The organism is Pseudomonas sp. NPDC087690 (assembly GCF_044743175.1).
In the GTDB taxonomy this organism is placed as follows: Bacteria; Pseudomonadota; Gammaproteobacteria; order Pseudomonadales; family Pseudomonadaceae; genus Aquipseudomonas.
The window spans coordinates 80297-106277 of record NZ_JBIUVX010000012.1 but is presented as its reverse complement, the minus strand read 5'-3'; the positions used below and the strand labels follow the sequence as shown (position 1 = coordinate 106277).

At 60.0% G+C, this 25981-nt stretch carries 27 protein-coding genes and 1 pseudogene; 14 read left to right on the top strand and 14 right to left on the bottom strand.

What is annotated here, in order from left to right:
- Window positions 1-42 precede the first annotated feature (42 nt).
- On the top strand, window positions 43-474 hold the full coding sequence (locus ACIPIZ_RS15030; protein ID WP_401165889.1) for a nuclear transport factor 2 family protein: 432 nt from the start codon (window positions 43-45) through the stop codon (window positions 472-474).
- Between the two features lie 178 nt (window positions 475-652).
- Here the strand turns inward: ACIPIZ_RS15030 and ACIPIZ_RS15025 are convergent, their stop codons facing one another.
- Window positions 653-1378: a methyl-accepting chemotaxis protein gene (locus ACIPIZ_RS15025; protein WP_371043887.1), complete on the bottom strand. Its 726-nt coding sequence runs from the start codon at window positions 1376-1378 to the stop codon at window positions 653-655.
- Window positions 1379-1510: 132 nt separating this feature from the next.
- Window positions 1511-2287, bottom strand: a pseudogene (locus tag ACIPIZ_RS15020) (MCP four helix bundle domain-containing protein); the annotation flags it as partial.
- Window positions 2288-2512: 225 nt separating this feature from the next.
- Here ACIPIZ_RS15020 and sodC point away from each other — a divergent pair.
- The 3 genes from sodC (at window position 2513) to ACIPIZ_RS15005 (ending at window position 3991) form a co-directional block, all read left to right on the top strand.
- Window positions 2513-3034, top strand: coding sequence for a superoxide dismutase family protein (gene sodC / locus ACIPIZ_RS15015; protein WP_064392689.1), 522 nt, complete (start codon window positions 2513-2515; stop codon window positions 3032-3034).
- A gap of 160 nt (window positions 3035-3194) precedes the next feature.
- Complete coding sequence (locus ACIPIZ_RS15010) at window positions 3195-3509, top strand: DUF2388 domain-containing protein (RefSeq protein ID WP_008082402.1); 315 nt, start codon at window positions 3195-3197, stop codon at window positions 3507-3509.
- A gap of 80 nt (window positions 3510-3589) precedes the next feature.
- A complete protein-coding gene (locus ACIPIZ_RS15005; protein WP_177431017.1) occupies window positions 3590-3991 on the top strand; it encodes a hypothetical protein in 402 nt (133 codons plus the stop codon).
- On the opposite strand, the gene ligD is transcribed toward ACIPIZ_RS15005, so the two are convergent.
- The 4 genes from ligD to ACIPIZ_RS14985 form a co-directional block, all read right to left on the bottom strand.
- Entirely contained in the window at window positions 3992-6583 is a 2592-nt protein-coding gene (gene ligD / locus ACIPIZ_RS15000; RefSeq protein WP_105709006.1) for a DNA ligase D, read from the bottom strand.
- A 17-nt stretch (window positions 6584-6600) separates the two neighbouring features.
- A complete protein-coding gene (locus tag ACIPIZ_RS14995; RefSeq protein ID WP_122853952.1) occupies window positions 6601-7554 on the bottom strand; it encodes a class I SAM-dependent methyltransferase in 954 nt (317 codons plus the stop codon).
- Between the two features lie 11 nt (window positions 7555-7565).
- A complete protein-coding gene (locus ACIPIZ_RS14990; protein WP_253482811.1) occupies window positions 7566-8942 on the bottom strand; it encodes an iron-containing redox enzyme family protein in 1377 nt (458 codons plus the stop codon).
- A gap of 163 nt (window positions 8943-9105) precedes the next feature.
- On the bottom strand, window positions 9106-9873 hold the full coding sequence (locus ACIPIZ_RS14985) for a tellurite resistance TerB family protein (protein ID WP_401165885.1): 768 nt from the start codon (window positions 9871-9873) through the stop codon (window positions 9106-9108).
- 260 nt (window positions 9874-10133) lie between these two features.
- Between ACIPIZ_RS14985 and pcsA the strand changes: the two genes are divergently transcribed.
- Entirely contained in the window at window positions 10134-10856 is a 723-nt protein-coding gene (pcsA, locus tag ACIPIZ_RS14980; protein WP_105709010.1) for a phosphatidylcholine synthase, read from the top strand.
- Window positions 10857-11003: 147 nt separating this feature from the next.
- Here pcsA and ACIPIZ_RS14975 read toward each other — a convergent pair whose 3' ends face one another.
- Both ACIPIZ_RS14975 and ACIPIZ_RS14970 read right to left on the bottom strand, forming a co-directional pair.
- The gene (locus ACIPIZ_RS14975; protein WP_064392677.1) at window positions 11004-11816 is read right to left on the bottom strand and encodes a class I SAM-dependent methyltransferase; all 813 of its coding nucleotides are present in this window, start codon (window positions 11814-11816) and stop codon (window positions 11004-11006) included.
- Window positions 11817-11849: 33 nt separating this feature from the next.
- Window positions 11850-12122 (bottom strand): DUF4242 domain-containing protein, encoded by a 273-nt coding sequence (locus ACIPIZ_RS14970; protein WP_064392676.1) that lies wholly within the window; start codon window positions 12120-12122, stop codon window positions 11850-11852.
- 226 nt (window positions 12123-12348) lie between these two features.
- On the opposite strand from ACIPIZ_RS14970, the gene ACIPIZ_RS14965 reads away from it, so the two are divergent.
- A complete protein-coding gene (locus tag ACIPIZ_RS14965) occupies window positions 12349-12810 on the top strand; it encodes a GNAT family N-acetyltransferase (protein ID WP_064392675.1) in 462 nt (153 codons plus the stop codon).
- Window positions 12811-12827: 17 nt separating this feature from the next.
- Here ACIPIZ_RS14965 and ACIPIZ_RS14960 read toward each other — a convergent pair whose 3' ends face one another.
- Genes ACIPIZ_RS14960 through ACIPIZ_RS14950 form a run of 3 tightly spaced genes read right to left on the bottom strand, consistent with a single transcriptional unit; the run spans window position 12828 to window position 14666 of the window.
- A complete protein-coding gene (locus tag ACIPIZ_RS14960) occupies window positions 12828-14039 on the bottom strand; it encodes a cytochrome c biogenesis protein DipZ (RefSeq protein WP_105709012.1) in 1212 nt (403 codons plus the stop codon).
- A gap of 37 nt (window positions 14040-14076) precedes the next feature.
- Complete coding sequence (locus ACIPIZ_RS14955; RefSeq protein WP_064392673.1) at window positions 14077-14373, bottom strand: hypothetical protein; 297 nt, start codon at window positions 14371-14373, stop codon at window positions 14077-14079.
- Window positions 14374-14402: 29 nt separating this feature from the next.
- The gene (locus tag ACIPIZ_RS14950; RefSeq protein WP_064392672.1) at window positions 14403-14666 is read right to left on the bottom strand and encodes a DUF2790 domain-containing protein; all 264 of its coding nucleotides are present in this window, start codon (window positions 14664-14666) and stop codon (window positions 14403-14405) included.
- A gap of 299 nt (window positions 14667-14965) precedes the next feature.
- Here ACIPIZ_RS14950 and ACIPIZ_RS14945 point away from each other — a divergent pair, with 299 nt between their 5' ends.
- Window positions 14966-15706 carry a response regulator gene (locus tag ACIPIZ_RS14945; protein ID WP_064392669.1) on the top strand — a complete coding sequence of 247 codons (741 nt, stop codon included), beginning with the start codon at window positions 14966-14968 and terminating at the stop codon, window positions 15704-15706.
- Window positions 15703-17010, top strand: a complete 1308-nt coding sequence (locus ACIPIZ_RS14940) for an ATP-binding protein (protein ID WP_105709014.1) — start codon at window positions 15703-15705, stop codon at window positions 17008-17010. The genes ACIPIZ_RS14945 and ACIPIZ_RS14940 overlap by 4 nt, the downstream gene beginning before the upstream one ends.
- Window positions 17011-17051: 41 nt before the next feature.
- On the opposite strand, the gene ACIPIZ_RS14935 is transcribed toward ACIPIZ_RS14940, so the two are convergent.
- Both ACIPIZ_RS14935 and ACIPIZ_RS14930 read right to left on the bottom strand, forming a co-directional pair.
- A complete protein-coding gene (locus ACIPIZ_RS14935) occupies window positions 17052-17804 on the bottom strand; it encodes a DUF2063 domain-containing protein (RefSeq protein WP_105709015.1) in 753 nt (250 codons plus the stop codon).
- Window positions 17797-18636: a DUF692 domain-containing protein gene (locus tag ACIPIZ_RS14930; RefSeq protein WP_064392664.1), complete on the bottom strand. Its 840-nt coding sequence runs from the start codon at window positions 18634-18636 to the stop codon at window positions 17797-17799. Before ACIPIZ_RS14930 ends, ACIPIZ_RS14935 begins: the two co-directional genes overlap by 8 nt.
- 251 nt (window positions 18637-18887) lie before the next feature.
- Here ACIPIZ_RS14930 and ACIPIZ_RS14925 point away from each other — a divergent pair, with 251 nt between their 5' ends.
- The 3 genes from ACIPIZ_RS14925 to ACIPIZ_RS14915 all read left to right on the top strand — a co-directional run bounded on the left by ACIPIZ_RS14925 (window position 18888) and on the right by ACIPIZ_RS14915 (window position 21981).
- Window positions 18888-19733 carry a hypothetical protein gene (locus ACIPIZ_RS14925; protein ID WP_163024116.1) on the top strand — a complete coding sequence of 282 codons (846 nt, stop codon included), beginning with the start codon at window positions 18888-18890 and terminating at the stop codon, window positions 19731-19733.
- A 242-nt stretch (window positions 19734-19975) separates the two neighbouring features.
- Window positions 19976-21022: a class I SAM-dependent methyltransferase gene (locus tag ACIPIZ_RS14920; RefSeq protein WP_253482797.1), complete on the top strand. Its 1047-nt coding sequence runs from the start codon at window positions 19976-19978 to the stop codon at window positions 21020-21022.
- 110 nt (window positions 21023-21132) lie between these two features.
- Window positions 21133-21981: an NAD-dependent protein deacetylase gene (locus ACIPIZ_RS14915; protein ID WP_064392658.1), complete on the top strand. Its 849-nt coding sequence runs from the start codon at window positions 21133-21135 to the stop codon at window positions 21979-21981.
- 88 nt (window positions 21982-22069) lie between these two features.
- Here the strand turns inward: ACIPIZ_RS14915 and ACIPIZ_RS14910 are convergent, their stop codons facing one another.
- Window positions 22070-22951 carry a LysR family transcriptional regulator gene (locus ACIPIZ_RS14910; protein WP_064392657.1) on the bottom strand — a complete coding sequence of 294 codons (882 nt, stop codon included), beginning with the start codon at window positions 22949-22951 and terminating at the stop codon, window positions 22070-22072.
- A 280-nt stretch (window positions 22952-23231) separates the two neighbouring features.
- On the opposite strand from ACIPIZ_RS14910, the gene ACIPIZ_RS14905 reads away from it, so the two are divergent.
- From ACIPIZ_RS14905 to ACIPIZ_RS14895, 3 genes are read left to right on the top strand one after another with little or no spacing between them, the layout of a single operon-like run.
- Window positions 23232-23930: a CoA transferase subunit A gene (locus ACIPIZ_RS14905; protein WP_007919568.1), complete on the top strand. Its 699-nt coding sequence runs from the start codon at window positions 23232-23234 to the stop codon at window positions 23928-23930.
- Window positions 23931-23954: 24 nt separating this feature from the next.
- The gene (locus ACIPIZ_RS14900) at window positions 23955-24620 is read left to right on the top strand and encodes a CoA transferase subunit B (RefSeq protein WP_064392655.1); all 666 of its coding nucleotides are present in this window, start codon (window positions 23955-23957) and stop codon (window positions 24618-24620) included.
- 11 nt (window positions 24621-24631) lie between these two features.
- Complete coding sequence (locus ACIPIZ_RS14895; RefSeq protein ID WP_105709019.1) at window positions 24632-25813, top strand: acetyl-CoA C-acetyltransferase; 1182 nt, start codon at window positions 24632-24634, stop codon at window positions 25811-25813.
- The last annotated feature ends 168 nt before the right edge of the window (window positions 25814-25981 follow it).

Sequence of the window (25981 nt, the reverse complement as noted above, 5' to 3'; positions counted from 1 at the left end):
CAAATAAGTCGTCACCTCCATAACAACAAGGAAACAATCGCAATGACCAAGACCCGACTGCTGATAGGTTTTCTCTGTGCCTTCAACGGTTACGCCATGGCCGCATCGGCCCCCGCGGAAAAAGATGTCGCCCAAGCGGTAGACCATCTGACCCAGGCGATGCTGCACAAGGACATCGCCGACCTGAACGCGCTCACCGCACCCAACCTGACTTACGGCCACTCCAGCGGCAAGATTCAGGACAAGAAGGAATTCATCGCCGACATCGAGACCGGCAGAAGCGCCTTCAAGACCCTCGAGATGCAGAAGCAGACCATCACCCTCTCAGGCGATACCGCGCTGGTGCGTCACCACTTTTCCGCGCAGGCGTTGAAGGGCACTGAGGTGATACCGACCGAGATCGAGAACTTTCAGATCTGGCAGAAGCAGGATGGCAAGTGGTTGCTGGTGGGGCGGCAGGCGTTCAAGTTTTGAGGCCAGTGATCTAGCCTGAATGGATGTTGATTGTGCCGGCCTCTTCGCGGGCAAGCCCGCTCCCACAGGGTTCGATGTTGTGAATGCAATTGTGTTTACACCACCGCCCACTGTGGGAGCTGGCTTGCCAGCGATGAGGCCTGTTCAGACACCGAAACCGCATTTGACCCAACGGCTATCACAACCGAAACCGATCCACCGATTGCGCCAACTGCCCCGCCAGGCTCGACAGCTCATCGGTGGTATTCGCCGTTTGCCCGATCACCCGGCTGTTGCCCTCGGACATCCCCGCGATCATTTCCACCTGATGGGCAATCTCGTTACTGGCCTGGCTCTGCTCGCCAATCGTGCGGGTGATGTCGTTGACCAGTTGTGTCGTGCTCAACGTCGCCTCGAGGATTTCGCGGATGGCGCGCTCGACATCAGCCGTCACCGCCATGCCCTTGTCGACCTGTGCAACACCTGCCTCCATGCTGCTGACCGCCTCGCGGGTGCTGTGCTGAATGCGTGCGACCATCGCGGCGATTTCCTGGGTCGAGGCGCTGGTGCGCGCCGCCAGACTGCGCACTTCGTCCGCGACCACCGCAAAGCCCCTGCCCTGCTCGCCGGCACGAGCCGCTTCAATGGCGGCATTGAGCGCCAGCAGATTGGTCTGGTCGGCAATGCTCTTGATCACCTGAATGATGTTGAAAATGGCTTCGGATTCCTGATCCAGTGTGCGGATGACCTGTGCCGACTGTTGCGCCGAGCGCGCGATATCGTCCATGTCGCTGACCACTTGATGAATCACCCCACCGCCCTCTTTCGCCAGGGTTTCGGCTTGATTGGCCATGCTCAGGGCTCGTTCGGCGTGACGGGTGATTTCCTCGATGCTCGCGGTCATCTGGCTGGCGGCGGCGGCCATGGTGCCGGCGGCGACACTTTGTTGCTGGCTGCTGTCGGCAACCTGATGGCAGCCCTGACTGAGTCGTGCGCTCATGCCGCTGACGCCGTGAGCGTTGCGTCGCACCACGTCGATCATGTTGCGCAGATCGCGCTGCATGGTCGCCAAGGTGCGAATCAGCGCACTCGCTTCATCCTTGCCGGACGGCTCGGCGATGGGTTCGCCGAGGTTGCCGTGAGCGATGCTGTCGGCGATGCGGCTGGCGGTTTTCAGTGGCCCCATGATGCTGCGTATCACCCAGCGTCCCTCCACCAATAGCAGCAGCAGACCGGCAAGCAACACCACACCAAGCGCAATATTGGCATTGCGGATGGCGGCTTCGGTACCTGCGCTGGTCTGCCGGGTATTGGTTTCGATCAGTTCACTTAACGCAGCCATCTGCTCTTCAAGTTGGCCGAATGCGGTATTGAACGAACCGAGTTCCTGTTGCGCGGTATCCGGATTATCGAGCGCCAGGCCGACAATCCGCTCGCCCGCATTGATGTAGATGTCGAGACTCGGTTTTATCTGCTCCAGCGCTGTACGCAATGCAGCATTGATCGGCAATTTGAGGTTCTCATCGAGCACTTCGCGAAAGTGCCCCGCGTGCTCGTCAATCGACTCGCGCACCTCGGTCGCCGTGCTGGTGCTTTTGCCCAGCCCGACCAACATGGCCGAATAGACATCGGCGCGCAGGGCGTCGTGCATCATGTCGGCTTCCATGTGGTTGCGCAGCGCGCTCATGCTGACCGCGTTGTCGCTGACCGCTGCAGCCATCCGCTGGTTGCCGACGTAACTGACCAGACTCACGATCACTGCCGTCAGCAGACTTGTCACAATCAGCAACACTAAACGCAGTTTGATCGACACCGGGGTTTCCTCCTTGGCCATGCCTGCAAACGCCTGTCAGACCTTCAGTTAAGCCTATTTGCGCAGGTCTGCCGTGCCAGAGCGTGTCAGCAGGTGTCGGCATGACAGCCAAATGCCGCAAAACTTTCGCAATGAGCGGCAAGTCTCACTTTGCAACGCAGGCGTACAACGCCTTCATCGCCGGTTAATGCCGGCAGGCTATTGAGTCCGCCGTTCTGAACACTCATGCAGCAAAAGGAGACGCCTATGAAACGCGTATTGTGGTTGGGTCTGCTTGGCACTTTGGCCATCGGCAGCGCACAGGCGGCGACGGAAAAAGTCGCCATCAATCTGGTCAGCGCCGACGGTGCGCCGCAAGCGATCGGCTCGGTCACCATCAGCGAAACCGCGTATGGCCTGTTGTTCACCCCGGATCTGAAGTCCCTGCCGGCCGGCATCCATGGCTTCCACGTCCATGAGAACGGCAGTTGCGAAGCCGCGATGAAGGATGGCGTGAAAGGCGCTGCACTGGCCGCTGGCGGGCATTTCGATCCACAGAAAACCGGCAAGCATCTCGGCCCTTACGCCGACGGCCATCTGGGCGACTTGCCAGCGGTTTACGTGACCGCTGACGGCATCGCCAACTACCCGGTACTGGCGCCGCGCCTGAAAAAGATCGCCGAGATCAAGGGCCATGCGCTGATGATCCATGCCGGTGGCGACAACCACGCTGACATGCCCAAACCGCTGGGCGGTGGCGGTGATCGCATGGCCTGCGGGGTGATCTGAGCCGTCGCCGTCTGAAGGCCGGGCAACCCGTAATCGCGTTGCCCGCGTCTGTTTTGCAATAACGCAGACTTTCCTGCCCCACGGAACTCCCGCCCGCCGCGCCCCTCTCACATTATGTAGTCCTTCCCTTTTTGCTTCGCGCTTGTGGAGGAACACCGTCATGCGCAAGTTAGTGCTCGTTTCTTCTTTACTCCTATGCCTGCCCGTTGGTTCCGCTCTGGCCAAAGTCGATGCCGGAGATGTCGCCACCTCGGCCGGTGTCTCCGCGTCGCTGTACTCGACCTTCAAGGATCACAAAATGGTGATTCCGGCCCGTGACGACTTGTCTGCATTTGTCGCCAGTGGCGGGGCCATTCGTGGGGTTTATCTTGAGTCGGTGCTGCAACAGGTTCGCCAGGACAATCCTGGCCTGAACGCCAGTGATGAAGATCTCGCCAACGCGATTCTGGTGCATTACGAAGGCCTGAATCAGTAGCTGTCACGGATGAAGCAGCCGATGGACGGCCGCTGACGGCGCATAGGCAAAACTGTCCGACGGCCTCTATGATGGAGGCCATGACGACTTCCGCGCCTTTGCGCTCACCCTGCCCGCCCGGCGCCTGCATTTGCGGGCGCGATCCGTTGCTGGAGACACCCGGCGCGGATTTGCGCATCCTGCGCCTGACCCGCGAGGAGGAGAAAGTCCTGCTGGCGCGGCTGGAAAAACTCAAAGACCTTGCCGATCTCGAACACCTGCAACAACGCATGTATGAACAACTGGGATTGCGCGTCGAGGTCGCTCCCGGTTTTAACGAAGTGCGCACCATGCGCGGCATTGCCATTCAGATCGAAGAGTTGCCGGGCCTTTGCCGCAAGACGCGCGCGGCCATCCCCACCGCCATTCGTCGCGGCTTGGAAAACCATCCCGAAATCGCCTTCGAACTGCTCAACGCCCACGACTTGCTGCGCGACACCTGATCACTTTTTCAGCCCGACCCGTTTGCGCATCTCGGCGGTGATGCTCTGCCGGGTTTTCTTCATCTCGGCCCATGGCGCGTCGCCGACCTCCGCCAGACGCTCGTGAACGTTGTGCACGTTCCATTGATTTGCGCCCTTGATCTCGGCGACTTCCTCGCGAAACAGCGGCACCGACACCGGCAGACCTTCGCGGGTGCGCGCGGCGTAAGCGCAGATGGTGGTGGCGCCCAGACCGTTGCGCAGGTAATCGATGAAGATCCGCCCGACACGGTTCTTTGGCCCGGACACCGCCGAAAAGCGGTCTGGCAACAGCTTGGCCATGTGGCTGACGATGGCGTGGCTGAAGTCCTTGACCTCATCCCAGCCGAGTTTGCGGGTCAATGGCACCACCAGATGAATGCCCTTGCCGCCACTGGTTTTAAGGAACGCTTTCAATCCCAGTTCATCGAGCACAGTCAGCGTCAGCGCTGTCGCTTCGACCATGCTTTTCCAGGGCAGCGCCGGGTCCGGGTCGAGGTCGAGAACGAAGCGGTCAGGCTTGTCCAGATCGACGGTGGTGGCGTTCCAGGTGTGCAGCTCGACGGTGCTCATCTGCACCGCGCCAATCAGCGCTTCGGCGTTGTTGATCAGCATCACCGGTTGTCCGGTGACGTCCTTGTCCAGCGTAGCGATACCGGGGATCGCCAAGCGTTCGGCGTTCTTCTGGAAGAACAACTCGCCGGCGATGCCGTCTGGCGCGCGCACCAGTGCCACCGGGCGCTCCTTGAGTTGCGGCAGGATCCATTCGGCGACGCTGGCGTAATACTCGGCGAGTTGCATTTTGGTGGTGCCACTGACCGCGTCGATCACGCGATCCGGGTGGGTGATGCGCACCTTGCCGCTGGCCAGTCCGAGCTGCGATGGCGCGCTCTCGGCATTGCTCGCCGGGGCTTTTTTCGTGGTTTTTTTCGCGGCGGGTTTCTTCTCTGCAGTCTTCACCGGTTTCGCTCGCTCCTCAGTGATGTCCCTGGCCGGCTTGTCATCGCGCAGACCATGGAACACGGCGTGGCGCACCGAACCGTCCTTGGTCATTTCGGCAAACGCGACTTCCGCCAGCAGTTTCGGCTTGAGCCAGTGCACGCCTTTGACCTCGAAACCGCTGGGCGGATTGACCACAGCGGCTTGCTTCACCTGCAAGGGTTTGAGTTGCGCCAGAATGCTTTTCAACGTCGACTCGTTGAAACCAGTGCCGACCTTGCCGGCATAGCGCAACTCGCCGCTGTCGCGATCATGCAGCCCCAGCAACAAGGCGCCGAACGCACTGCGCGAACCTTTCGGATCGGTGTAACCGACGATCACGAACTCCTGGCGATGCTTGCATTTGAGCTTGATCCAGTCGCCGCTGCGTCGCGACACATACGGCGAGCCAAGGCGTTTGCCGATCAGGCCTTCCATCTGCATCTGACAGGCACTGTTGAGCAACGCGTCCGGCGTTTCGTCAAAGGCTTCGGAGAAGCGCAACAACGGTTGCTCATGGCTGCCAAGCACCGTGGCCAATGCGGCGCGACGTTCCTCGACCGGCACTTCACGCAGGTCGACCCCGTTGAGATACGGCAGATCAAACAGGTAGTAGAGGATGTTGCCGCTGCGCCCGGCCTCGAAAGCATTTTGCAGGGCCTGAAAATCCGGCACGCCTTGTTCATTGGCGACGACCATCTCGCCGTCAAGCCACGCTGACTCCAATCCCAGCGCGGCCAGCGCCTCAGCCTGTTGCGGCAGTTTGTGCGTCCAGTCGTGACCGTTGCGGGTAAACAGCTGCACCTGATCATGGTCAATGCGCGCCATGATCCGGTAGCCGTCGAATTTGATTTCGTAGCTCCACTGCCCTTCGGGCGCGCTATCGACCAAGGTGGCCAGCTCCGGCTTGATTTGTGCCGGCAGTTTGGCCTTGTGTGCGCCAGTGAGCTTGCCGCTCGCAGGTTTGCGGGTTTTCGCCGCAGGCTTGTTTAGCGGTTTGCTTTGCTCGGCGGCCAGTTTGGGTTTGCCGACGATGGTGCGCTCGCTCAGCACACTGTCCGGTTCGGCCACCAGCACGTCGTAATCATCCTGCGGCCGCGCGGCGCCGTCCTGATGCTTGATCAGAAACCATTGCTCTTTCTTGCCCGGCATGTGCGTGCGCACCAGGTTCCAGATGCCGCCGAGCTTCTCGCCCTGCAGCTCAAACTTGAGCTTGCCCTTGGCGTAGGCCTTGTGCGGATCTTCCTGCGGTATCCACACGCCACGATCCCAGACAATCACATCGCCGGCACCGTAATGCCCTTCGGGAATACTGCCCTCGAACGTCGCGTAATCCAGCGGATGATCCTCGACATGCACCGCCAGCCGCTTGACCTTGGGGTCGAGTGACGGCCCCTTCGGCACCGCCCAGCTTTTTAAGGCGCCATCGAGTTCCAGGCGAAAGTCGTAATGCAGGTGCGAAGCGTCGTGCTTCTGGATGCAGAACTGCAAGGCGTGCTCGGTGGCGGATTTGCGCCCCGAACGTTTGACGGCCGCCGGTTCTGACGTCGCCGAAAAGTCGCGCATGCGGTTGTAGTCGTCGAGGTTCCTGTTCATCGCGTGCCTGCCTTTTTTCAGCCGATTCGGGTCACCGTCAGCGCCACCACGGCGATTCGGTCTACCCGTTGATAACCGGGGTTGAGCAGTTCTTCGCCGAAGACATCCGGATCGAGTTCGCGGTACGTCCAGCCGAAGCGCTTTTCATCCAGTCGTGGCAGCACGGTGTCGAGAAACGGATCGCGACCATCGACCATCGCCACACCGGTGTAGAGCAACAGCGAGCCGCCGGGTGCCAGTCGATTCAACGCCTGCTCGACAATGCGCAGCGACAGCCCCGCCCCCAGCGTCCCGCCACCGTGACGATAAGCGCGCTCTGCCGGATCGGCCATGTACGGTGGGTTGGCAACAATCAGATCGAACTCGCCCTCGGCACCCTGCAGAAGGTCACTGGCGTGCACTTCGACGTTGGCAACCTCCGCCAGTGCGGCGTTGATCGAAGTCAGGCGCAGCGCTGCGGGGTTGATGTCCAGCGCCAGCACTTGCGCCTCGCGACGGGCACGGCCGATCAGAATCGCCCCGACGCCCGCACCACAACCGATATCCACCGCGCGATGGATGGGCGCGAAGTTCTGCTGCAAGTGAGCGTGAATCAATTGCGCGAAACGATAGGTGTCCGGGCCGAAAAATACCGCGTCGGCCGCGTCGGTGGGGAACGCCGAATGCACGAACAGCAGATCATCCAGACTCGACCAGCGCACGCGACTCTTCAGGTGGCCTTCGTAACTATCAATGACCTGCGCGTCTTGCAGTTGCCGCTGTTCATCGGCCGACAACAACCCCGGTGCGAACGGCCGCGACCAGCCAAAAACGTCGCGCAAAGAGTCGGCCATCTGGCCCTCGTCACGCTGATTGACCCGCTGATGGGTCAACGGCGTCGGCGTAACAAACCGATAGCCGTCTGCCAACAAACGCCGGCCCAGTTGCAGCAGCACAAGATCGTTGGGGCAGAGTTGCTCTTCCTGATTCATCGGTGATGTCCTTACGGCAAGCGGGATTTGAGTTCAATAAACCGACGGGTGGCGAGCAGTCCGGCGGGGTGTGCATGGCGCGCCGGCGCAAGCCACGGGATCAGAATCGCGATCTGCGCCAGCTCGTCCTGGCCTTGCAGCGCCGCGTTGAGCGCCTGTACGTCGGGATCTTGTTCAAGCCCTTCGATGACCGCTGCGGCCTGACTGTGCCGTCGAACGGGTTTGGTTTTATCCGAAGAGGTCCAGTCACCCGCAATCCAGTCGTGCACCAGTTGTTTCTCGTAGGCATTGAATACGCCAAACATCGCCGCACCGTCGCCCGCGATCAGTTGCCAAAAGCGACTGGCCTGCGGGTCTTCGTGGCGTTTGATCCAGCCTTTGTTCTGCAACGCCTGGAGGAATCCGGGTAATTGTTCCGGTGCAGCCAGCCACTGATTGACGGTCTGCCCTTCGAAACGGCAGTAATCGGAATGCATATGCTGGGCGAACGGACATTTGCGCTCGAGCATCGCCAGCAACTCGTGCTCAAGGTCGAACCCTTCGATGATCGCGCGACTGCCCTGCCCCAGATCGTTGAGCCGATAGCCCAGCGCGACCCGGCGCAGAAATTCGCCGCGATCGGCCTCAAGCGGCAGTAGATCGAGCGCTGCCTGCACGGCTTTCTGCGCATGGCCGGTGCTGGCATTGTCGATGGTCACATGCAGGGTGAAGTAGTACGGATCGATCCCCAGTTCACTGAGTTCGTAACTGCTGATCAACAAGTGCAACGGCAGTTGTTCATAACCGAGGTTGTAGCCGATCACCTCGGGCAGGTAATCCGCGCCACAGACACCGAGGGCCAGCTGTATTGCGCCTTGCAGGTAGCGTTGATCATCGATGGCACTGCTGTCCTGCAAGTCGTGTTCAGCGAGCAGTTTGCGGTAGATCACCACATGATTCTGCGCCGGATTGCCATCGCCCAGTTCTTCCAGAAAAGTGCGCAGCAAGCCTTGGAAACGCGGGTCCCGCCAACGCGGCAACAGGCCAGAAAGCCAGGCACCATCAACCAGTTTGGTCGGTGCCACCGCTTGCAGGAAATACAGCGCCTGCGCCTTGCCACGGAAGAACTGCCGTGGCCCACCGGCCTTGCGCTGTTGCAGATAGTCTGAGTATTGGCTGGCAACGTCGGCGCAATGTTCGGCTACCCAGGCATGCCAGGTCATGGGGTCTTCGGGCAGGGAATCGGAAAGCTGCGCGGCGTGTTGCAGTTGCTCCTGCAGGAACGCCTGTGCGAGGTCTTGGGGATTATCATCACGCAACAACGCGTCATATATCTGGCGGACGTTCCCGCCGCCGTTCATCACGTGCGGTTTATCGGTCGCGGTGTGCAAGCGTGTCAGGACAGTCATGGCAAATATTCCCGGTCGGTTGGCAGGACGCTGTTGCACGCGCCTCTACAGCAGCAGAGAGGCAGCGCCTGCGAAAAATTCAATCGACGTGAAAATTGCCCGGACGGACGGCCACGCAGCTCCTTGGCGGAGCTGCGGGTGGCTATGATTTTTTGACGTTACTTCAGGCCTGCCCTTTGGCCTGCTGCTCGAGATGCACCTGCAAATCCGGGTCGATCTGCAAGGCGGCTGCCAGTTCATCCAGATAGCTGCGCTCGGCGTCCTGTTGGTCGTCCACCAGCATCACGCTGGCGAGGTACATTTCGGCGGCGACAGCCGGGTCACCGTTTGCCGACTGCGCCACCTCGTTTGCGTCCAGCGGTTTGCTGACTTCGGCGTCGAGCCATTGCTGCAATTGCGGATCATCGGTGTGCTTGCCGATTTCTCTGCTGATCAGGTCTTTTTCGGATTGATCGATACGCCCGTCAGCCTTGGCCGCCGCGATCAATGCGCGCAACACCGCGTGGCTGTGCTCCTCGACTTCCGGGCCGGCAAGCAAATTCGCCGTTTGCGGGATCTGTTGCGGGGCCGCGCTGGCCTGGCTGCGTTGCCAGGCCTGATACGCCTGAAAGGCCATCATTCCCAGCGATGCCAGCGCCGCATAGTTGGTGCCGCCGGAGCGGCTTTGCGTGCCGCCACCGCCACCCAGCGCCCCACCCAAGGCGCCGCCAAGACCACCACCGGCACCGCCGCCGAGCAAACCACCGAGCAAGCCGCCCAAGCCGCCAAGTCCACCGGCAGATCCGCCGCCGCTGGCCGCGCCTGAGCCGCCACCGAGCAGGCCGCCCAACAACTCGCCTAAACCGTCTGACCCGCCAGCCGGGTTTGCAGATTGTTGTCCCGCCGAGGCCTGGCCTCGCAGCAGTTTTTCAAGCAAATCGCTGGTGTTCATGACGTCATCCTCAGGCAAAGGCAGTGACTGCGTCTGGCAACGATAGACCCCTTAAGCCATTGCGCCAGCACCGTTTGGCTGAGACTCAAAGCGCCAACGGATTTCGCCCGCGTTTTTTTCGCCGGGCAGCTAAGATTCAAGGATGGTGAACCTTATCCCGGCCAGACCGGTCGATAGCTGCAACCCCGACCCGGTTTGCCGGCACCCTTGTTGCCCAAGGGTGATACCCGGCCTGCTTCATTTTTTTGGAGAACGCCCCTGTGATATCGACCGTACACATCGCCAGGCTCAAAGCATGGGGCGCCCATGGTTTTACCGCGACTGGCGTGGTCACTGCCTTTCTGGCCACTCTCGCCCTGTTGGAAAACCAGCCGACCCACTGCCTGATGTGGCTGGGCGTGGCGCTGATCGTTGATGGCCTCGACGGCGCACTGGCGCGAAAGGTCAACGTGCAATCGGTGCTGCCGAGTTTCGACGGTTCGATCCTCGATCTGGTGATCGATTACCTGACATACGTGTTCATCCCGGCGCTGTTCATCTATCGCTACATTCCGCTGCCCGATTACACCTTGCTGCTGACCGTGTCGCTGATTCTGGTGTCGTCGCTGTTCTGCTTCTGCAACGTCAATATGAAGAGCAAGGACAACTACTTTGTCGGGTTTCCTGCTGCGTGGAATGTGGTCGCGCTGTGCCTGTACATCATCGGACCGGGGCCGTGGATCACTTTTCTGACGGTGATTGGCCTGGCATTGCTAACGGTGACACGGATGAAATTCCTGCATCCATTCCGTGTACGCCGGTTCATGCCGATCAACATTGCAGTGACGGCGATCTGGCTGCTGTGCAGTCTGTCGCTGGTGCTCAACCACCCGGTGATCAACCCGTTGGTGATGGGGCTGTGGTTGCTGATGTCGGCGTACTTTCTGGGGATCTGCATCTGGCGCACGGCGCTGGAGTGGTTTGAGCGGCCGCAGGTGAAATAGACTCCAGAACCCAACACACATCCAATGTAGGAGTGAGCCTGCTCGCGATAGCGGTCGTTCAGTAAAAAAATATTCAGCTGACAGACCGCTATCGCGAGCAGGCTCACTCCTACAGGGATCGCAATAGATTCGAAAACCGGGTGTAACTCAGCGTTTAGTGATCACCACCTCCAGATACTCACTCGGCACCACCAACGAACCCTCCCCTGCCCGATTCAAACGGTTGAGCAAATCCGCCAGATCACTTTCCAGCGCCTGTCCGCTTTCCGGCGGCAGTGCCGCGAAGGCCTTGTGCACCGGCCCGTACCAATGGCGGAAAATATCGATGAAATGCGCGGCCGAACGATAGCGAAAATTGAACTCGCGACGCATCACGCGCACCAGAAAATCACGATCATCGAAGTGCTTGTGCAACCACGCATCCGAGCCCCAGTTCGATGGCGGTTGCGCGCCAGCGGGCGGAGGCAGGTGGCGGCCGAGGATTTTGAACATCTGGCCGACGAAGCCTTCCGGGGTCCAGTTAGCCAGACCGATCCGACCGCCTCGGCGACAGACGCGTCCCAACTCGGCAGCAGCCTTGTTCTGATCCGGCGCAAACATCACGCCAAAGGTCGACAGCACGGCGTCGTAGCTCTCATCGGCAAACGGCAATGCCTCGGCGTCAGCAACTTGAAACGTCACGTCGAGATGCTCAGCGCGGGCACGATCCTGGCCGCGTTCCAGCAGCGCTGCGACGTAATCGGTCGAGGTGACCAGACAACCGCGCCGCGCCGCCGCCAGCGTTGCATTACCGTTGCCGGCAGCGACATCCAGCACCTCCTCATCGCAACGCAGGTCGCAGGCTTCGGCGAGGTTTTCGCCGACGATTTGCAACGTCGTGCCAATCACGGCGTAGTCGCCACTGGCCCAGGCGACTTTCTGGCGTTCCTTCAGGGCAGTCAGATCAATCGGGGTACTCATAAGAGTGAACTCCGCTGCGGGTGGGATCGGTGATCATTCGGCCGTCGTCGGATCGATGACCGTCACCACACGCGCCACACTGTTGGCCGGAAAACCACCGAGCCTGGCGTGTTCGCGTACCTGCTCTTCATCAGGTGCGATGTACACGCAATAGATCTTGTCAGCGGTGACGTAACTTTGCAGCCACTGCACTTGCGGGCCGAGTTCGCGCAATACATCACAGGACGTTTTCGACACGGCTTTGAGTTCTGCTTCCGACAGCTTCCCGGCCCCTGGAATCTCGCGTTCAATCACGAATTTAGGCATGGCAACCTCGCGCTCTTGTTATGGGGCAAGGCCGGCAGTGACCCTGCTCAAGCACTATCGCGCCGAGACCGCACGGCGTCCCTGCCAATCGTCTGGCAACCCCCGAAAACAGTGGGTTCGCCGATGAATGGTGAGAATCTGTAAAGCCTCTGGAACACCTTGAGGATTGCCAAGGTTGGGGGTATTGGTTTCTGATGCTCCCTCGCTTCTGGAACGGACTCGACTGATGTCACTGAAACTCGATTGGCTCGCGCATCACATGCACCACAGTGACCGTTATGCTCAATGGATCCACCAACAATTCCCCTACGAATACGTCGACCACCCGCTGGCCGAGTGGCAACGTGAGTTCGCCGAGGGCCAAGGCAATGGTGACTGGTCCTGCCTGATCGCCATGCACGGTGAACACCTTGTCGGCGGCGCCGCGCTGGCACGCGATGACCTCGCCCTGCGTCCTGATCTCGGCCCATGGCTGGCCTGCGTCTTCGTCAGTCCCGAAGCGCGCGGACAAGGTCTGGCGGAACGTTTGATTGAAGGGGTTTGTCAGGAGGCGAAAGACTGCGGATTTGCGCGTCTGTACCTGCACACGCAAAACAAGCAGGACTACTACGCCAAACGCGGCTGGCAGGTGCTGGAACGTTTTCACGCCTGGGACAACGAACAATGGCTCATGGTGCGCGACCTCTGAGCCATTGGTTTCACTGATCAGGCCGCAGGCGCCTTCGCCTCTTGCAGCAACTGCTGGATCATCTGCTCCTGCGCTTCGTAGCGACCTTCGCCGAAGTGGCTGTAACGCACCTGCCCCTTGGCGTCGATCAGGTAATGCGCCGGCCAGTACTGATTGTCGAAGTTGCGCCAGATCGCATAGTTGTTGTCGATGGCCACCGGGTAGGTGATGCCGAGTTTTTTCACCTGATCCCTGACGTTGTCGATGATCCGCTCATAGCCGTATTCCGGGGTGTGTACGCCGATCACCACGAGGCCGTCCTTTTCGTACTTTTTCGCCCAGTCTTTGACGTACGGCAGGGTGTGCTGGCAGTTGATGCAGTCGTAGGTCCAGAAATCCACCAGCACCACTTTGCCGCGCAGAGATTCAGCGTTCAGCTCGGGCGAGTTCAGCCATTGCACCGCGCCGGAAAGTGACGGCATCGCCCCTTTGCCCACCTCCATCGGCGAGTCCGCACGGACTTTGCTGACAAAGTAGTCGACCACTCTCGGCACGTTTTCCAGCACGCTTTTCTCGACGCTGACCACGCCTTGGGAGGACGTGGTCGCCAGCAAGGTTTTATCGAAGCCGCTGGCAATGACCGCCGCCGTCGCGAGTACCGCAACACCGGCACCGCGGCGCAACCAACCGGTGAACGGTATCGACAGTTTCAGCCGATTGACCAGCCCGCGCCCGGCAAAAATCAAGGTCCCCAGCGACAACGCACTGCCGACACCATAGGCCAGCAGCAACAGGCTGGTCTGCGCGTTGGCGCCTTGCAGCATGGCACCGGTGAGGATCACGCCGAGAATCGGCCCGGCGCACGGTGCCCACAGCAGCCCCGTGGCCACGCCGAGCATGATCGAGCTCAACGGCCCGGCCTTTTTCCGGGTGTCCGGGTCGAGGCGATTGCCGAGCATCACCAAGGGGCGCGTCAGCCAGTCGCCGACGCGTGCCGAGATCAGCGACAGGGCGAATACACTCATCACGATCAGTGCGACGTAGCGCCCGCTGTTGCTGGCCTGGATTACCCATTCGCTGCTGACCACAGCGAGGCTGGAGATCAGCGCGAAGGTCAGGGCCATGCCGCCGAGGGTCAGCAGAATCGAGGCGCGGCTGCGTTGCGCACCGGCAAACAGAAACGGCACCACCGGCAGGATGCAGGGGCTGAGCACGGTCAGCAGACCGCCGAGGAATGCGATGAGGTACATAGTGAGTCACCCTTGATCAATGAATGTAACAAGCCATTCAAACGTTCTGGCTTTCCAGCCAATGGCTCTGCGGCGTACGGCTGGCGCCGTTCTCGGCAAACATCTGGCCCTGCGGCGTGCGGCTGGCGCCGTCGGCTGCAAACATCTGGCCCTGTGGCGTGCGGCTGGCGCCGTCGGCTGCGATCAGGCCGTCGCTGCCCTGCTTGGCCACCGGCGTCAGCTGGAAGCAGGTGCCGCTGTGGCAGCTATGCTGTTCAACCGCAGCGTTGGCATGGGTGACGACGCCGGCCAGGGAGAAGGCGATGGCGGTCAAAAAACGCGATACGTTGTTCATGGCTGTTTCCTTCTATAAAGAGTGATGGCTTAGTTGTCGTTGTTGCAGCCGTCGGCGAATTTGCTGTAATCGAGCACGCGGGTCTGACCGGCCGAATCGAGGTAGGTCATGCGCGCCTCGACGATGCCGCAAGTCACCGAGTTGTCCTGTTTCAGCGAGAGCACTTTGTGGATATCCAGGTGGGTGCCGTAGGTGTAGGTTTGCGCGGTGACATCGGCTTCGGCGCGGGCCGACAGCGTGCAAATGTTCAGCGCAGCAAACAGGCAGGCGGCGATGACGGACTTGTTGTTCATGGCGTGTTCCTCAAGGCTTCAGTGGGTTTGAGCCGAGGCGATCTGTGTGTGCCTCGATGGAGCCTATTTGAGGCTCGCGAGGTATCGCGTCTGTGTCAGGAAAAGCCGCGTTTCAATCGCTGTGTATCCCTGCCATAGGGAGATACAAAGCGATACAAAACCCTGGAAGAACCGCGTTTTTGCGTGCTCATGTATCCGTTGTCACGGCAGATACACTGCAATACAAAGGCAGGCAGGCGAGCCGCGCGAGGCTCGATAGACTGCACGGCATTCCCCTTTGATATAGAGGCTCGAACCCGATGGAACATGTCGATCACATTCTCATCGTCGACGACGACCGCGAGATCCGTGAACTGGTTGGTAACTATCTGAAGAAAAACGGCCTGCGCACCACGGTGGTCGCCGATGGCCGGCAGATGCGCAGTTTTCTCGAAGCCAACACCGTCGACCTGATCGTGCTCGATATCATGATGCCCGGCGACGATGGCCTGCAGCTGTGCCGCGAGCTGCGCGTCGGCAAACACAAGGCCACGCCAGTGTTGATGCTGACCGCGCGCAACGATGAAACCGACCGCATCATCGGCCTGGAAATGGGCGCCGACGATTACCTGACCAAACCGTTCGCCGCCCGCGAATTGCTTGCGCGGATCAACGCCGTGCTGCGCCGCACGCGCATGCTGCCACCGAATCTGGTGGTGACCGAGGCCGGTCGCTTGCTGGCTTTCGGCCGTTGGCAACTGGACACCTCGGCCCGTCACCTGCTGGACAAGGACGGCACCATGGTCGCCCTCAGCGGCGCCGAATACCGTTTACTGCGAGTGTTTCTCGATCACCCGCAACGGGTGCTCAGCCGCGATCAACTGCTCAACCTGACCCAGGGCCGCGACGCCGACCTGTTCGACCGCTCGATCGATTTGCTGGTCAGCCGCTTGCGCCAGCGTCTGCTCGATGATGCGCGCGAACCGGCCTACATTAAGACCGTGCGCAGCGAAGGTTATGTGTTCTCGCTGCCGGTTGAGATCCTCGGTGCCCCGGCATGAAGCTGAACCTGCACTGGCCGCGCACCCTCGCCTCGCGGCTGTCGCTGATTTTTCTGATCGGGCTGATCCTCGCCCAGGCACTGTCATTCGGCGCGCAGTATTACGAGCGTTACCAGAGCGCGAAGAACACCATGCTCGGCAACCTCGAAACCGACGTTTCGACCTCGATCGCCATCCTCGATCGCTTGCCCGCCGAAGAGCGTCCTGACTGGCTCGAGCGTCTGGCGCGAAAAAATTATGGTTACCTGTTGAGCGAAGGCGAACCGGGCACGCCGATCAAGGCCGGGGATGTGCCGGTGGCCGTTACCTCGATCACCGAGGCCATCGGTGAGCGCTACCCGTTGACCTTCAGCGATATTCCCGGGCCGAAGAAACACTTTCAGGGCCACCTGCGACTGAGCGATGGCAGCCCGGTGACCATCGATGTACGCCCGGCGATGGCCCCGTTGTCGCCGTGGTTGCCGGTGGTCTTGCTCGGCCAACTGGCGCTGATGATCGCCTGTACCTGGCTGGCAGTGCGCATTGCGATCCGCCCGCTCACGCGCCTGGCCAACGCCGTGGAAACCCTCGACCCCAACGCCCACCCGGTCCACCTCGACGAAAAAGGCCCGACCGAAGTGGTCTACGCCGCCCGTGCGTTCAACGCGATGCAGGCGCGCATCGCTGCTTACCTCAAAGAACGCATGCAACTGCTGGCGGCGATTTCCCATGACCTGCAAACGCCGATCACGCGGATGAAACTGCGCGCCGAGTTCATGGACGACTCAGCGGAAAAAGACAAACTGTGCAATGACCTCGGCGAGATGGAGCATCTGGTGCGCGAAGGCGTGGCCTATGCCCGCAGCATTCATGGCTCGACCGAAGAAAGTCGGCGCACCAACCTGGATTCGTTCCTGGAAAGTCTGGTGTTCGACTATCAGGACATGGGCAAGGATGTGCAGCTAGTGGGCAAGAGCGAAGTGGTGGTCGACACCCGTCCGCATGCGCTGCGTCGGGTGTTGGTCAATCTCACCGACAACGCGCTGAAATTCGCCGGCAGCGCCGAAGTCTGGGTCGAAGCGAACAAGGGCAGCCTGGCGATTACCGTCATGGATCGCGGCCCGGGCATCGCCGAAACCGAACTGGCGCAGGTGCTGCAACCGTTCTATCGCGTGGAAAACTCGCGTAATCGCGACACTGGCGGCACCGGCCTCGGCTTGGCCATCGCCCAGCAACTGGCCATGGCGCTGGGTGGTTCGCTGACCTTGAGTAATCGCGAGGGTGGCGGCTTGTGCGCTGAACTCAAGCTCCCTCTCCATTCTTGATATCTACAAATAAATCTGTGGGAGCGGCGCGGTTCAAGTGTTCAAGATACCAGACCGATCACCTGGTCCTCATGCATCTGCTGCAACAACGCCAGCCCACTGTCCATGAACGAAGCGCTCGCCGACTGTCCGGCCTCCTGCGCCAGAGCTTGCAACTGCTCACGTCCCGTCAACGGCGCAAACTCGCTGATGCGCTGTAGCAACCGCCAGGCCAGCGGGCTCAATTCGGAAAACTTCACACTCCAGTCTGCCGTGCGCCGCACCAGCAACAGCGTCGGTTGCGCCGGTGGCGTGGCGGGTTGATTATTCGGCTCGAGTTGATGGACAGGCCAGACATACGCCAGCGGCCAGGCCAGCGCCGAGAGCTGCAGCGGGCGCTCCAGCAACAGCACCGGATCTGTCCATGACAGCACCTCAGCATCAGACTGCTGCAAGACCATCTCGACCCATTCGTAATGCGCCAGCTCCAGCAGGAACGCCGGCCACTGCCCCTCTCGCAACACCTGCGGTTGCGTCGCGAGATAGTCGAGAAACGTTTCTGCAATCTCGCCAAACTTCGGCGTCTGCGCCCGCCAGTCCCGCAAAAAACCGCGCACCAGCAAGCCCCAGCGTTGCTCACCGATGATGCGAATCAACACTGCAAACGTGCCGCTCAACAGTTGCGATACGTTGTTGAACACCAGATCGCGATAGACGTTAACCCGCGCCGCGTTCATGTCGACCGGCGGCGTTTGACGGTCGGGATCGCGCAAGTATCGGGTCAGCGCCTGTTGTTGCTGCAAGAGGTTATCCATGGTTGGCCTCCCGGGATTGCAGGTGGCGGATGATCTGCAGCTCTGCGACCAGTTCGGCGAATGCCGGAAAGTTGAAGTCTCGCTCCAGCAAGGTCGGCTGCGTGCCGAAGTGCCTGTAGGCCTCGGCCAGCAACGTCCACACCACGGGTTTCACCGAAGCCCCGTGTGTGTCGATTTTCAGCGAATCGGACTCGTCGAAGTGCCCGGCGACGTGCATACCCACGACCCTGCCCGGCTCGATCCCGGCGAGAAATGTCAGCGGATCGAAACCGTGATTGATCGAGTTGACGTAGACGTTGTTGACGTCCAGCAGCAGGTCGCAATCGGCCTCGCGCAGCACGGCATTGGTGAAGGTCACTTCATCCATGTCCTGACGCGGAGCCGCGTAGTAAGAGACGTTTTCCACGGCCAGACGCCGGCCGAGAACGTCCTGAGCTTGGCGAATCCGCGCCGCGACGTGGTGCACCGCCTCTTCGGTGAACGGCAATGGCAGCAAGTCGTAAAGATGCCCGTCATCGCTGCAATAACTCAGGTGTTCGCTGTACAGCGGCACGTGGTAATGATCGAGAAACACGCGCACTTCCTGAAGAAACCCGCTATCCAGCGGTGCCGAGCCGCCAAGCGACAGCGACAAGCCGTGACAGGACAACGGGTAACGCTCGGCCAACTCGCGTAAAGCCGCTCCGTGGGCACCGCCAACACCGATCCAGTTTTCCGGGGCGACTTCTAGAAAGTCGAAATCACCTGCGCTGGCGGCTTGCAGATCCTTGAGCAGGCCACGGCGCAGACCGAGTCCGACGCGCGAGGGCATTGATGATTTGGAGTTTGGCATGGACACCTCTGATGATGGCTGACCCATACAGTTGAAACGGTGGCTGTATCAGCGCTGTGTGCAGTCTCGGCAACTTTTGCCACGCCGTGTATCAACAGGTAATTGGGATACACGCCAATACAAGAAGCCAATTGCCAATTACCCAATCGCGATAAGAAAACAGCTTTTTACACCTGTCAGAGTTGACAGTATCGAACTTTCAAAATGCTTCTTAGACTCGAGAAACAACCTCAAAACCAAGAAGAGCGTTTATGTCTCGACAGCCGAATGCAACAGCAGGAACCATGACCGCGAAGAGTGTTGACGAGCCTGATTTCGTTGCCGATTCTCGGTTCGAGATCAGTCGCTTGCCAAATCATTGGCAAATATCGGCTGCTGACGCGTCAGAACAGGGTAATCGAGCGTTGTATATACACGTGCCGGCCAGCCTGCCTGATACTGGTATAGAAAAAACCTACCCGCTTAATGGGAATGACGGGGCGGAAAACGCTTGGATTCGTTATATTTCAGGTGACTTTATGGTGTCTTCGAGCACCGGTTCTCTGACGCTCCGATATTACGGCGACCAAGAGAAAATGGTGGGAACCTTTGATTTCGAAGGCGGGTTTGGCGGCAAGCGATTTCGGCTGACCGATGGTCACTTTGAAATGACCGGGTTAAAGGAACCGGGCGTTCACACCACAAACTCGCTTACCGCAGACGTGACCGGTGCTTTTCCGGTGACGTACTCGACACAGACCCATCAGGTCGCTTTCTTACCGGACACTCAACAACTCGAACTATATGCCTCTGAACTGATCTGGAGCACTCTTGCGCCCCGTGTACACGCGCTCATACTGCGTCTTCCTGAGGGTACTAAAAAAGGTAGTTATAAAATCGGAAAATTTGGCGATCCGATTTATGCGTCCTACAACGTCCTCGCCGCCGACGGTAATCTTTTCCCATCCATTGAAGGAGACATTGAGTTGCTCGCAGACGCTTCTGTTGATCATCTGGAAGCTAATCTGCGCTTTACTGCGATCGCTGCAGGAGTCCCCGATAAAACATTGCAAATAGCCGATGGAAAAGTCATTTACAAGCGTATACCGGCCAAGTAACTGCGTTACGCCCTGAGGCACTTACTGATCACCCACAATCAGAGCAATCTGCGCGGGCAAAATGCTCCTCGAATTGCCCAGCAAGACTAGACTCTTAATTACCCTGTTCCCACAACAGGGCAACCGGGGCGATGGCACGCAGGACGCGGCTTTCGCTCGAATCCAAGACGACCACACCCCAGAGGTGTATGCCTGGGATAAGCAAGACCTCTGGATCGTGATCCAGGCACAGGAGCACCATCATGGACGAACTCAAACTTAACGAATTCATGGGCAAACTGGTCAATGACATGGGCGGTGCGGCAATGCTGGCCAATGTCATTGTCGGTGAGGAACTGGGACTCTATCGGGCCATGGCCGACAGTCAGCCGATCAGCCCCGAAGCCCTCGCGGCAAAAACCACCTGCAATCCACGGCTGGTGCGCGAATGGCTCAGTGCACATGCCGCGTCCGGCTACATGGAACACCGTGACGGCCAGTTTCGCCTGCCGGAAGAACAGGCACTGGCGCTCGCCGTGGAAGATTCACCGGTGTACATCGCCGGCGGATTAGGCGTGGTGGCGTCGTTTTTCCATGACAAGGACAAACTGGTCAAAGCCATGCGCGGCAATGGCGCCCTGCCCTGGGGTGATCACCATCCGTGCATGTTCACCGGCACCGAGCGGTTTTTCCGCCCAGGCTACAAGGGGCATCTGATCGCTGAGTGGCTGCCGGCGCTGGACGGTGTCGTGGGCAAACTCGAAAGCGGTGCCAACGTCGCCGACATTGGCTGCGGCCATGGCGCCTCGACGGTGATCATGGCGCAGGCGTTTCCCAACTCGCGCTTCGTGGGCTTCGACTACCACGCGCCGTCGATCACCGTCGCCACTCAGCGCGCTGAAGAAGGTGGCGTCAGCAGCCGGGCGAAGTTCTTCCAGGGCACGGCGAAAAGCTATCCCGGTGATGACTATGACCTGATCTGCTATTTCGATTGCCTGCACGACATGGGCGACCCGGTCGGTGCCGCGCGGCATGCCTTCGAATCGTTGAAGGACGACGGCACAGTGTTGCTGGTCGAGCCATTCGCCAACGATACGCTGGACGACAACATCAACCCGGTCGGACGACTGTTTTATGCGGCATCGACGTTTATCTGCACGCCGAATTCGCTGTCCCAGGAAGTCGGATTGGGCCTCGGTGCGCAGGCCGGGGAAGTGCGCTTGCGCAAAGTGTTCAACGAGGCCGGTTTCAAACAATTCCGCCGTGCGACGCAAACACCGTTCAATCTGATACTGGAGGCGCGCAAGTAACGCTGCATAACCCTGTGGTTCTGCATAAAACCTGTGGCGAGGGGGTTGCCCCCTCGCCACAGGGTCAGTGCTAATCTGCATGGCATCCCGCCGCCCCCGGAGTGCTGACCATGCTCGACAGCCCGACCCGCAAACACCTCGACACGTTGCAACAGGCGATGGCCGATGGCGATTTTCTGGTGCTGACCGGCGCTGGCATCAGTACGCCGTCGGGCATACCGGATTACCGCGACAGCGACGGTGTGCGTCGTGGCCGGCAACCGATGATGTATCAGGAATTCCTCGCCTGCGCCGAATCGCGTCGCCGCTACTGGGCGCGGGCGATGCTCGGTTGGCCACGGGTGCGTCAGGCGCAACCGAATGCGGCGCACGAAGCGCTGGCCGGTTTGCAGCGACATGGCTTGCTCCACGCCTTGATCACGCAGAATGTCGACACCTTGCACGATCAGGCCGGCAGCCATGACGTGATCGAATTGCATGGCAGCCTGCATCGGGTGGTGTGCCTGGATTGCGGTCAGCGCAGTGAGCGCGATTCGATTCAACGTTTGATGGAAATGCACAACCCGTATCTGGCAGGTGTCGATGCGGTGCTGGCGCCGGATGGCGATACGTTGCTCGATCCGGCGTTTGAAGGACGTTTTCAGGTGCCGCGCTGCCCGCATTGCGCAGGGGAACGGATGAAACCGGATGTGGTGTTTTTCGGTGAGAACGTCGCGCAGCCCACCGCCGCCCGAGCGATGGCCGCCGCCGAGAATGCGGCGGGTATGTTGGTGGTGGGTTCGTCGTTGATGGCATATTCCGCATTTCGCCTGTGCCGGGTGATTGCCGATCGCGGCAAACCGTTGATCGCGATCAACCTCGGCAAGACCCGTGCGGATGACCTGCTCGACCTGAAGATCGAAGCCTCCTGCGAACAACTTTTGCCGTTGCTCGCCCACCACCTGAATGCCCCCCTGTAGGAGCTGCCGCAGGCTGCGATCTTTTGATCTTGAACAACAACATCAAAAGATCGCAGCCTGCGGCAGCTCCTAAACGGAGGGGTGTGTTTCAGGCGTAGTGTTCCTGTTGGAGGATATCGAACAGTGCTTGCGCCGCTGCCGAGAGTTCATTGCCCGGTTCGGTCAGCACGCCGATGGCCCGTTCCACCGAGTCGTTGAGTGTCAGGCAGTGCGCGCCGAGTTCCAGCATCTGTTCGGCGCACAACGCTGGCACCGCGCTGACACCGAGTCCGCTGGCAACCATTCTGCCGACCGTTGCCAGTTGATGACTTTCAAACTCCACCGGCAACTTCTTTCCGCGCGCCTGCAAGTGCTCCTCCAGCATCACCCGCACCGTCGACGGCCGTTGCAAGGTAATGAACGGTTCCTGCAACAAGGTCTGCCAGTCAATCTCAGCGCGCTGCGCCAATGGTGAATCCTTTGGCACCACTGCGACGAAGCGATCCATGTACAACGGCGTAAATGTCATCGAAGTGTTCTGCATCGGCTCGAACGCTACGCCCAGTTCAACCTGACGGTCGCGGACCATTTCCAGCACCTGTTCATTGATGACGTCGTTGACCGTAACGTTGACGTTTGGATAACGCGCGCGAAAGGTTTTCAGAATCGGCGGCAACAGGTTGCCGGCAAATGACGGCATCGCCGCCAGCGTCACGCGTCCGCGTTGCAGGCTGAAGCGCTGGCGCATTTCGTCTTCGGTGTTGTCCCAGTCGGCGATCAGCCGTCGCGCCAGCGGCAACAGCGATTCGCCTTCCGGGGTCAGCGCAACGTTGCGCGTGTTGCGGCTGAACAGGCGCCCGCCCAGGCCCTCCTCCAACGCCTTGATCGTCAGGCTCAACGCCGATTGCGACAGGTGCAGACGCTCGCAGGCCACGGCGAAACTCAGGCTTTGAGCCACGGCGAGAAAGGCGCGAATCTGTTTGATGGTCATACTCAAACCTCTGGACATACCTCTGGGCCATGATGATCGTTCCCACGCTCTGCGTGGGAATGCAGCCCGTGACGCTCCGCGTCACTGGACGCGGAGCGTCCCTATAGGCATTCCCACGCAGAGCGTGGGAACGATCAAGCGTTAAGCGGCAAGCCATAACGCGATTATTGAGCTTTATCAATCAATCAACCTTAAAAATCAACTTAACAAATATATTCTCCAGCGAGACACTCCAACCATTCGGCTAGCCAGCCGCCCGCAAATAATAAAAGAGGTGCATATGGCAGGTTTCGACAAGCGCGTGAGTTCCTACGAGGAAGCCCTGGCCGGGCTTGAGGACGGTATGACCGTCATCGCCGGCGGCTTCGGTCTGTGCGGCATTCCGGAAAACCTGATCGCCGAGATCAAACGCAAAGGCACCCGCGACCTCACCGTCGTCTCCAACAACTGCGGCGTCGACGGTTTCGGCCTCGGCGTGCTGCTCACCGATCGCCAGATCAGCAAAGTCATCGCCTCCTACGTCGGCGAAAACAAGCTGTTCGAAGAGCAACTGCTCAAGGGCGACATCGAAGTCATCCTGACCCCGCAAGGCACCCTCGCCGAGAAAATGCGCGCGGGCGGCGCCGGCATTCCGGCCTTCTTCACCGCCACCGGCGTCGGCACCCCGGTCGCCGAAGGCAAGGAAGTGCGTGAATTCAAGGGTCGCAAGTACCTGATGGAAGAATCCATCACCGGCGACTTCGCCATCGTCAAAGGCTGGAAAGCCGACCACTTCGGCAACGTCGTCTACCGCCACACCGCGCAAAACTTCAACCCGCTGGCCGCCACCGCCGGCAAGATCACTGTGGTTGAAGTCGAAGAAATCGTCGAACCCGGCGAACTCGACCCCTCGCAGATCCACACCCCGGGCATCTACGTCGATCGGGTCATTTGCGGCACGTTCGAAAAACGCATCGAACAGCGCACCATCCGCAAATAATTCAGGCTGACGGAGAATAAAAACATGGCACTTACCCGCGAACAAATGGCTCAGCGCGTCGCCCGCGAAATGCAGGACGGCTTTTATGTAAACCTTGGCATCGGCATTCCGACCCTGGTCGCCAACTACATTCCCGAAGGCATGGAAGTCATGCTGCAATCGGAGAACGGCCTGCTCGGCATGGGTCCGTTCCCGACTGAAGAGACCATCGACGCCGACATGATCAACGCTGGCAAGCAGACTGTGACCGCGCGCATCGGCGCGTCGATTTTCAACTCCGCCGAATCCTTCGCGATGATCCGCGGTGGTCATGTCGACCTGACCGTGCTCGGCGCGTTCGAAGTCGACGTCGAGGGCAACATCGCTTCGTGGATGATCCCCGGCAAACTGGTCAAGGGCATGGGCGGCGCGATGGATCTGGTGGCTGGCGCCGACAACATCATCGTGATCATGACCCACGCATCCAAGGACGGTGAGTCCAAGCTGCTCGCCAAATGCAGCCTGCCGCTGACCGGCGCCGGTTGCATCAAGCGCGTGCTGACCGACCTCGCCTACCTGGAAATCGAAAATGGCGCTTTTGTCCTCAAGGAACGCGCACCTGGCGTCAGCGTCGAGGAAATCGTCGCCAAAACCGCTGGTAAACTGATCGTCCCGGATCACGTACCGGAAATGCAGTTCGCTGCCGAGTGAGGAATTCGAAAATGCAAGACGTCGTAATTGTTGCCGCCACGCGCACAGCGATCGGCAGTTTCCAGGGTTCCCTGGCCAGCGTGTCCGCTGTTGATCTGGGCGCGGCGGTGATCCGCCAGTTGCTCGAGCAGACCGGTCTGGACGGTGCGCAGGTTGATGAAGTGATCATGGGCCAGGTGTTGACCGCCGGTGCCGGCCAGAACCCGGCGCGTCAGTCGGCAATCAAGGCTGGCCTGCCACACGCGGTGCCCGCGATGACCCTGAACAAGGTCTGCGGTTCAGGCCTCAAGGCTCTGCACCTGGGCGCACAGGCAATCCGTTGCGGCGACGCCGACGTCATCATCGCCGGCGGTCAGGAAAACATGAGCCTGTCCAACTATGTGATGCCGGGCGCACGCACCGGTCTGCGCATGGGCCACGCGCAAATCGTCGACACCATGATCAGCGATGGCCTGTGGGATGCGTTCAACGATTACCACATGGGCATTACCGCCGAGAATCTGGCCGACAAGTACGAGATCAGTCGCGAACAGCAGGACGCTTTTGCTGCCGCTTCGCAGCAGAAAGCCGCCGCTGCCATCGAGGCCGGTCGCTTTGTCGATGAAATTACTCCGATCCTGATCCCGCAGCGCAAAGGCGATCCGGTCGCGTTCAAGGTCGACGAGCAGCCACGTGGCGACACGACGGCGCAATCGCTGGCGAAACTGCGTGCAGCGTTCAAGAAGGACGGCAGCGTCACCGCTGGCAACGCTTCGTCGCTGAACGACGGCGCCGCCGCAGTCATCCTGATGAGCGCAGAAAAAGCCAAAGCCTTGGGTTTGCCAGTGCTGGCGAAAATCGCCGCTTACGCCAACGCCGGCGTTGACCCGGCGATCATGGGCATCGGCCCGGTCTCGGCCACCCGCCGCTGCCTCGACAAGGCTGGCTGGAACATCGACCAGCTCGACCTGATCGAAGCCAACGAAGCCTTCGCTGCACAATCGCTGGCGGTGGCCAAGGATCTGCAATGGGATCTGGACAAGGTCAACGTCAATGGCGGCGCCATCGCCCTCGGTCACCCGATCGGTGCATCGGGTTGCCGCGTACTGGTGACCCTGCTGCATGAAATGATCAAGCGAGATGCGAAAAAGGGTCTGGCGACTCTGTGCATTGGCGGCGGTCAGGGTGTGGCGCTGGCGCTGGAACGCGTTTAAATATCGAGTTCAACGGCAGACGGCGGATCCACGACATCCGCTGGTTGCTGGCAACAAAAACCCGGTGCAGCTTGCTTTGCACCGGGTGTTTTTTGTCTGTTCGAAATATTTGTTGAATGTTTTGACGCCATCGCGAGCAGGCTCACTCCTACAAGGGATTTGTGAACC

Excerpts from the sequence above, each read along its gene's own strand:
- ACIPIZ_RS15030 (WP_401165889.1), top strand. The coding sequence starts at position 43 with ATGACCAAGACCCGACTGCTGATAGGTTTTCTCTGTGCCTTCAACGGT.
- ACIPIZ_RS15025 (WP_371043887.1), bottom strand. The coding sequence starts at position 1,378 with ATGGCCGCCGCCGCCAGCCAGATGACCGCGAGCATCGAGGAAATCACC.
- sodC (WP_064392689.1), top strand. The coding sequence starts at position 2,513 with ATGAAACGCGTATTGTGGTTGGGTCTGCTTGGCACTTTGGCCATCGGC.
- ACIPIZ_RS15010 (WP_008082402.1), top strand. The coding sequence starts at position 3,195 with ATGCGCAAGTTAGTGCTCGTTTCTTCTTTACTCCTATGCCTGCCCGTT.
- ACIPIZ_RS15005 (WP_177431017.1), top strand. The coding sequence starts at position 3,590 with ATGACGACTTCCGCGCCTTTGCGCTCACCCTGCCCGCCCGGCGCCTGC.
- ligD (WP_105709006.1), bottom strand. The coding sequence starts at position 6,583 with ATGAACAGGAACCTCGACGACTACAACCGCATGCGCGACTTTTCGGCG.
- ACIPIZ_RS14995 (WP_122853952.1), bottom strand. The coding sequence starts at position 7,554 with ATGAATCAGGAAGAGCAACTCTGCCCCAACGATCTTGTGCTGCTGCAA.
- ACIPIZ_RS14990 (WP_253482811.1), bottom strand. The coding sequence starts at position 8,942 with ATGACTGTCCTGACACGCTTGCACACCGCGACCGATAAACCGCACGTG.
- ACIPIZ_RS14985 (WP_401165885.1), bottom strand. The coding sequence starts at position 9,873 with ATGAACACCAGCGATTTGCTTGAAAAACTGCTGCGAGGCCAGGCCTCG.
- ACIPIZ_RS14975 (WP_064392677.1), bottom strand. The coding sequence starts at position 11,816 with ATGAGTACCCCGATTGATCTGACTGCCCTGAAGGAACGCCAGAAAGTC.
- ACIPIZ_RS14970 (WP_064392676.1), bottom strand. The coding sequence starts at position 12,122 with ATGCCTAAATTCGTGATTGAACGCGAGATTCCAGGGGCCGGGAAGCTG.
- ACIPIZ_RS14965 (WP_064392675.1), top strand. The coding sequence starts at position 12,349 with ATGTCACTGAAACTCGATTGGCTCGCGCATCACATGCACCACAGTGAC.
- ACIPIZ_RS14960 (WP_105709012.1), bottom strand. The coding sequence starts at position 14,039 with ATGTACCTCATCGCATTCCTCGGCGGTCTGCTGACCGTGCTCAGCCCC.
- ACIPIZ_RS14955 (WP_064392673.1), bottom strand. The coding sequence starts at position 14,373 with ATGAACAACGTATCGCGTTTTTTGACCGCCATCGCCTTCTCCCTGGCC.
- ACIPIZ_RS14950 (WP_064392672.1), bottom strand. The coding sequence starts at position 14,666 with ATGAACAACAAGTCCGTCATCGCCGCCTGCCTGTTTGCTGCGCTGAAC.
- ACIPIZ_RS14945 (WP_064392669.1), top strand. The coding sequence starts at position 14,966 with ATGGAACATGTCGATCACATTCTCATCGTCGACGACGACCGCGAGATC.
- ACIPIZ_RS14940 (WP_105709014.1), top strand. The coding sequence starts at position 15,703 with ATGAAGCTGAACCTGCACTGGCCGCGCACCCTCGCCTCGCGGCTGTCG.
- ACIPIZ_RS14935 (WP_105709015.1), bottom strand. The coding sequence starts at position 17,804 with ATGGATAACCTCTTGCAGCAACAACAGGCGCTGACCCGATACTTGCGC.
- ACIPIZ_RS14930 (WP_064392664.1), bottom strand. The coding sequence starts at position 18,636 with ATGCCAAACTCCAAATCATCAATGCCCTCGCGCGTCGGACTCGGTCTG.
- ACIPIZ_RS14925 (WP_163024116.1), top strand. The coding sequence starts at position 18,888 with ATGTCTCGACAGCCGAATGCAACAGCAGGAACCATGACCGCGAAGAGT.
- ACIPIZ_RS14920 (WP_253482797.1), top strand. The coding sequence starts at position 19,976 with ATGGACGAACTCAAACTTAACGAATTCATGGGCAAACTGGTCAATGAC.
- ACIPIZ_RS14915 (WP_064392658.1), top strand. The coding sequence starts at position 21,133 with ATGCTCGACAGCCCGACCCGCAAACACCTCGACACGTTGCAACAGGCG.
- ACIPIZ_RS14910 (WP_064392657.1), bottom strand. The coding sequence starts at position 22,951 with ATGACCATCAAACAGATTCGCGCCTTTCTCGCCGTGGCTCAAAGCCTG.
- ACIPIZ_RS14905 (WP_007919568.1), top strand. The coding sequence starts at position 23,232 with ATGGCAGGTTTCGACAAGCGCGTGAGTTCCTACGAGGAAGCCCTGGCC.
- ACIPIZ_RS14900 (WP_064392655.1), top strand. The coding sequence starts at position 23,955 with ATGGCACTTACCCGCGAACAAATGGCTCAGCGCGTCGCCCGCGAAATG.
- ACIPIZ_RS14895 (WP_105709019.1), top strand. The coding sequence starts at position 24,632 with ATGCAAGACGTCGTAATTGTTGCCGCCACGCGCACAGCGATCGGCAGT.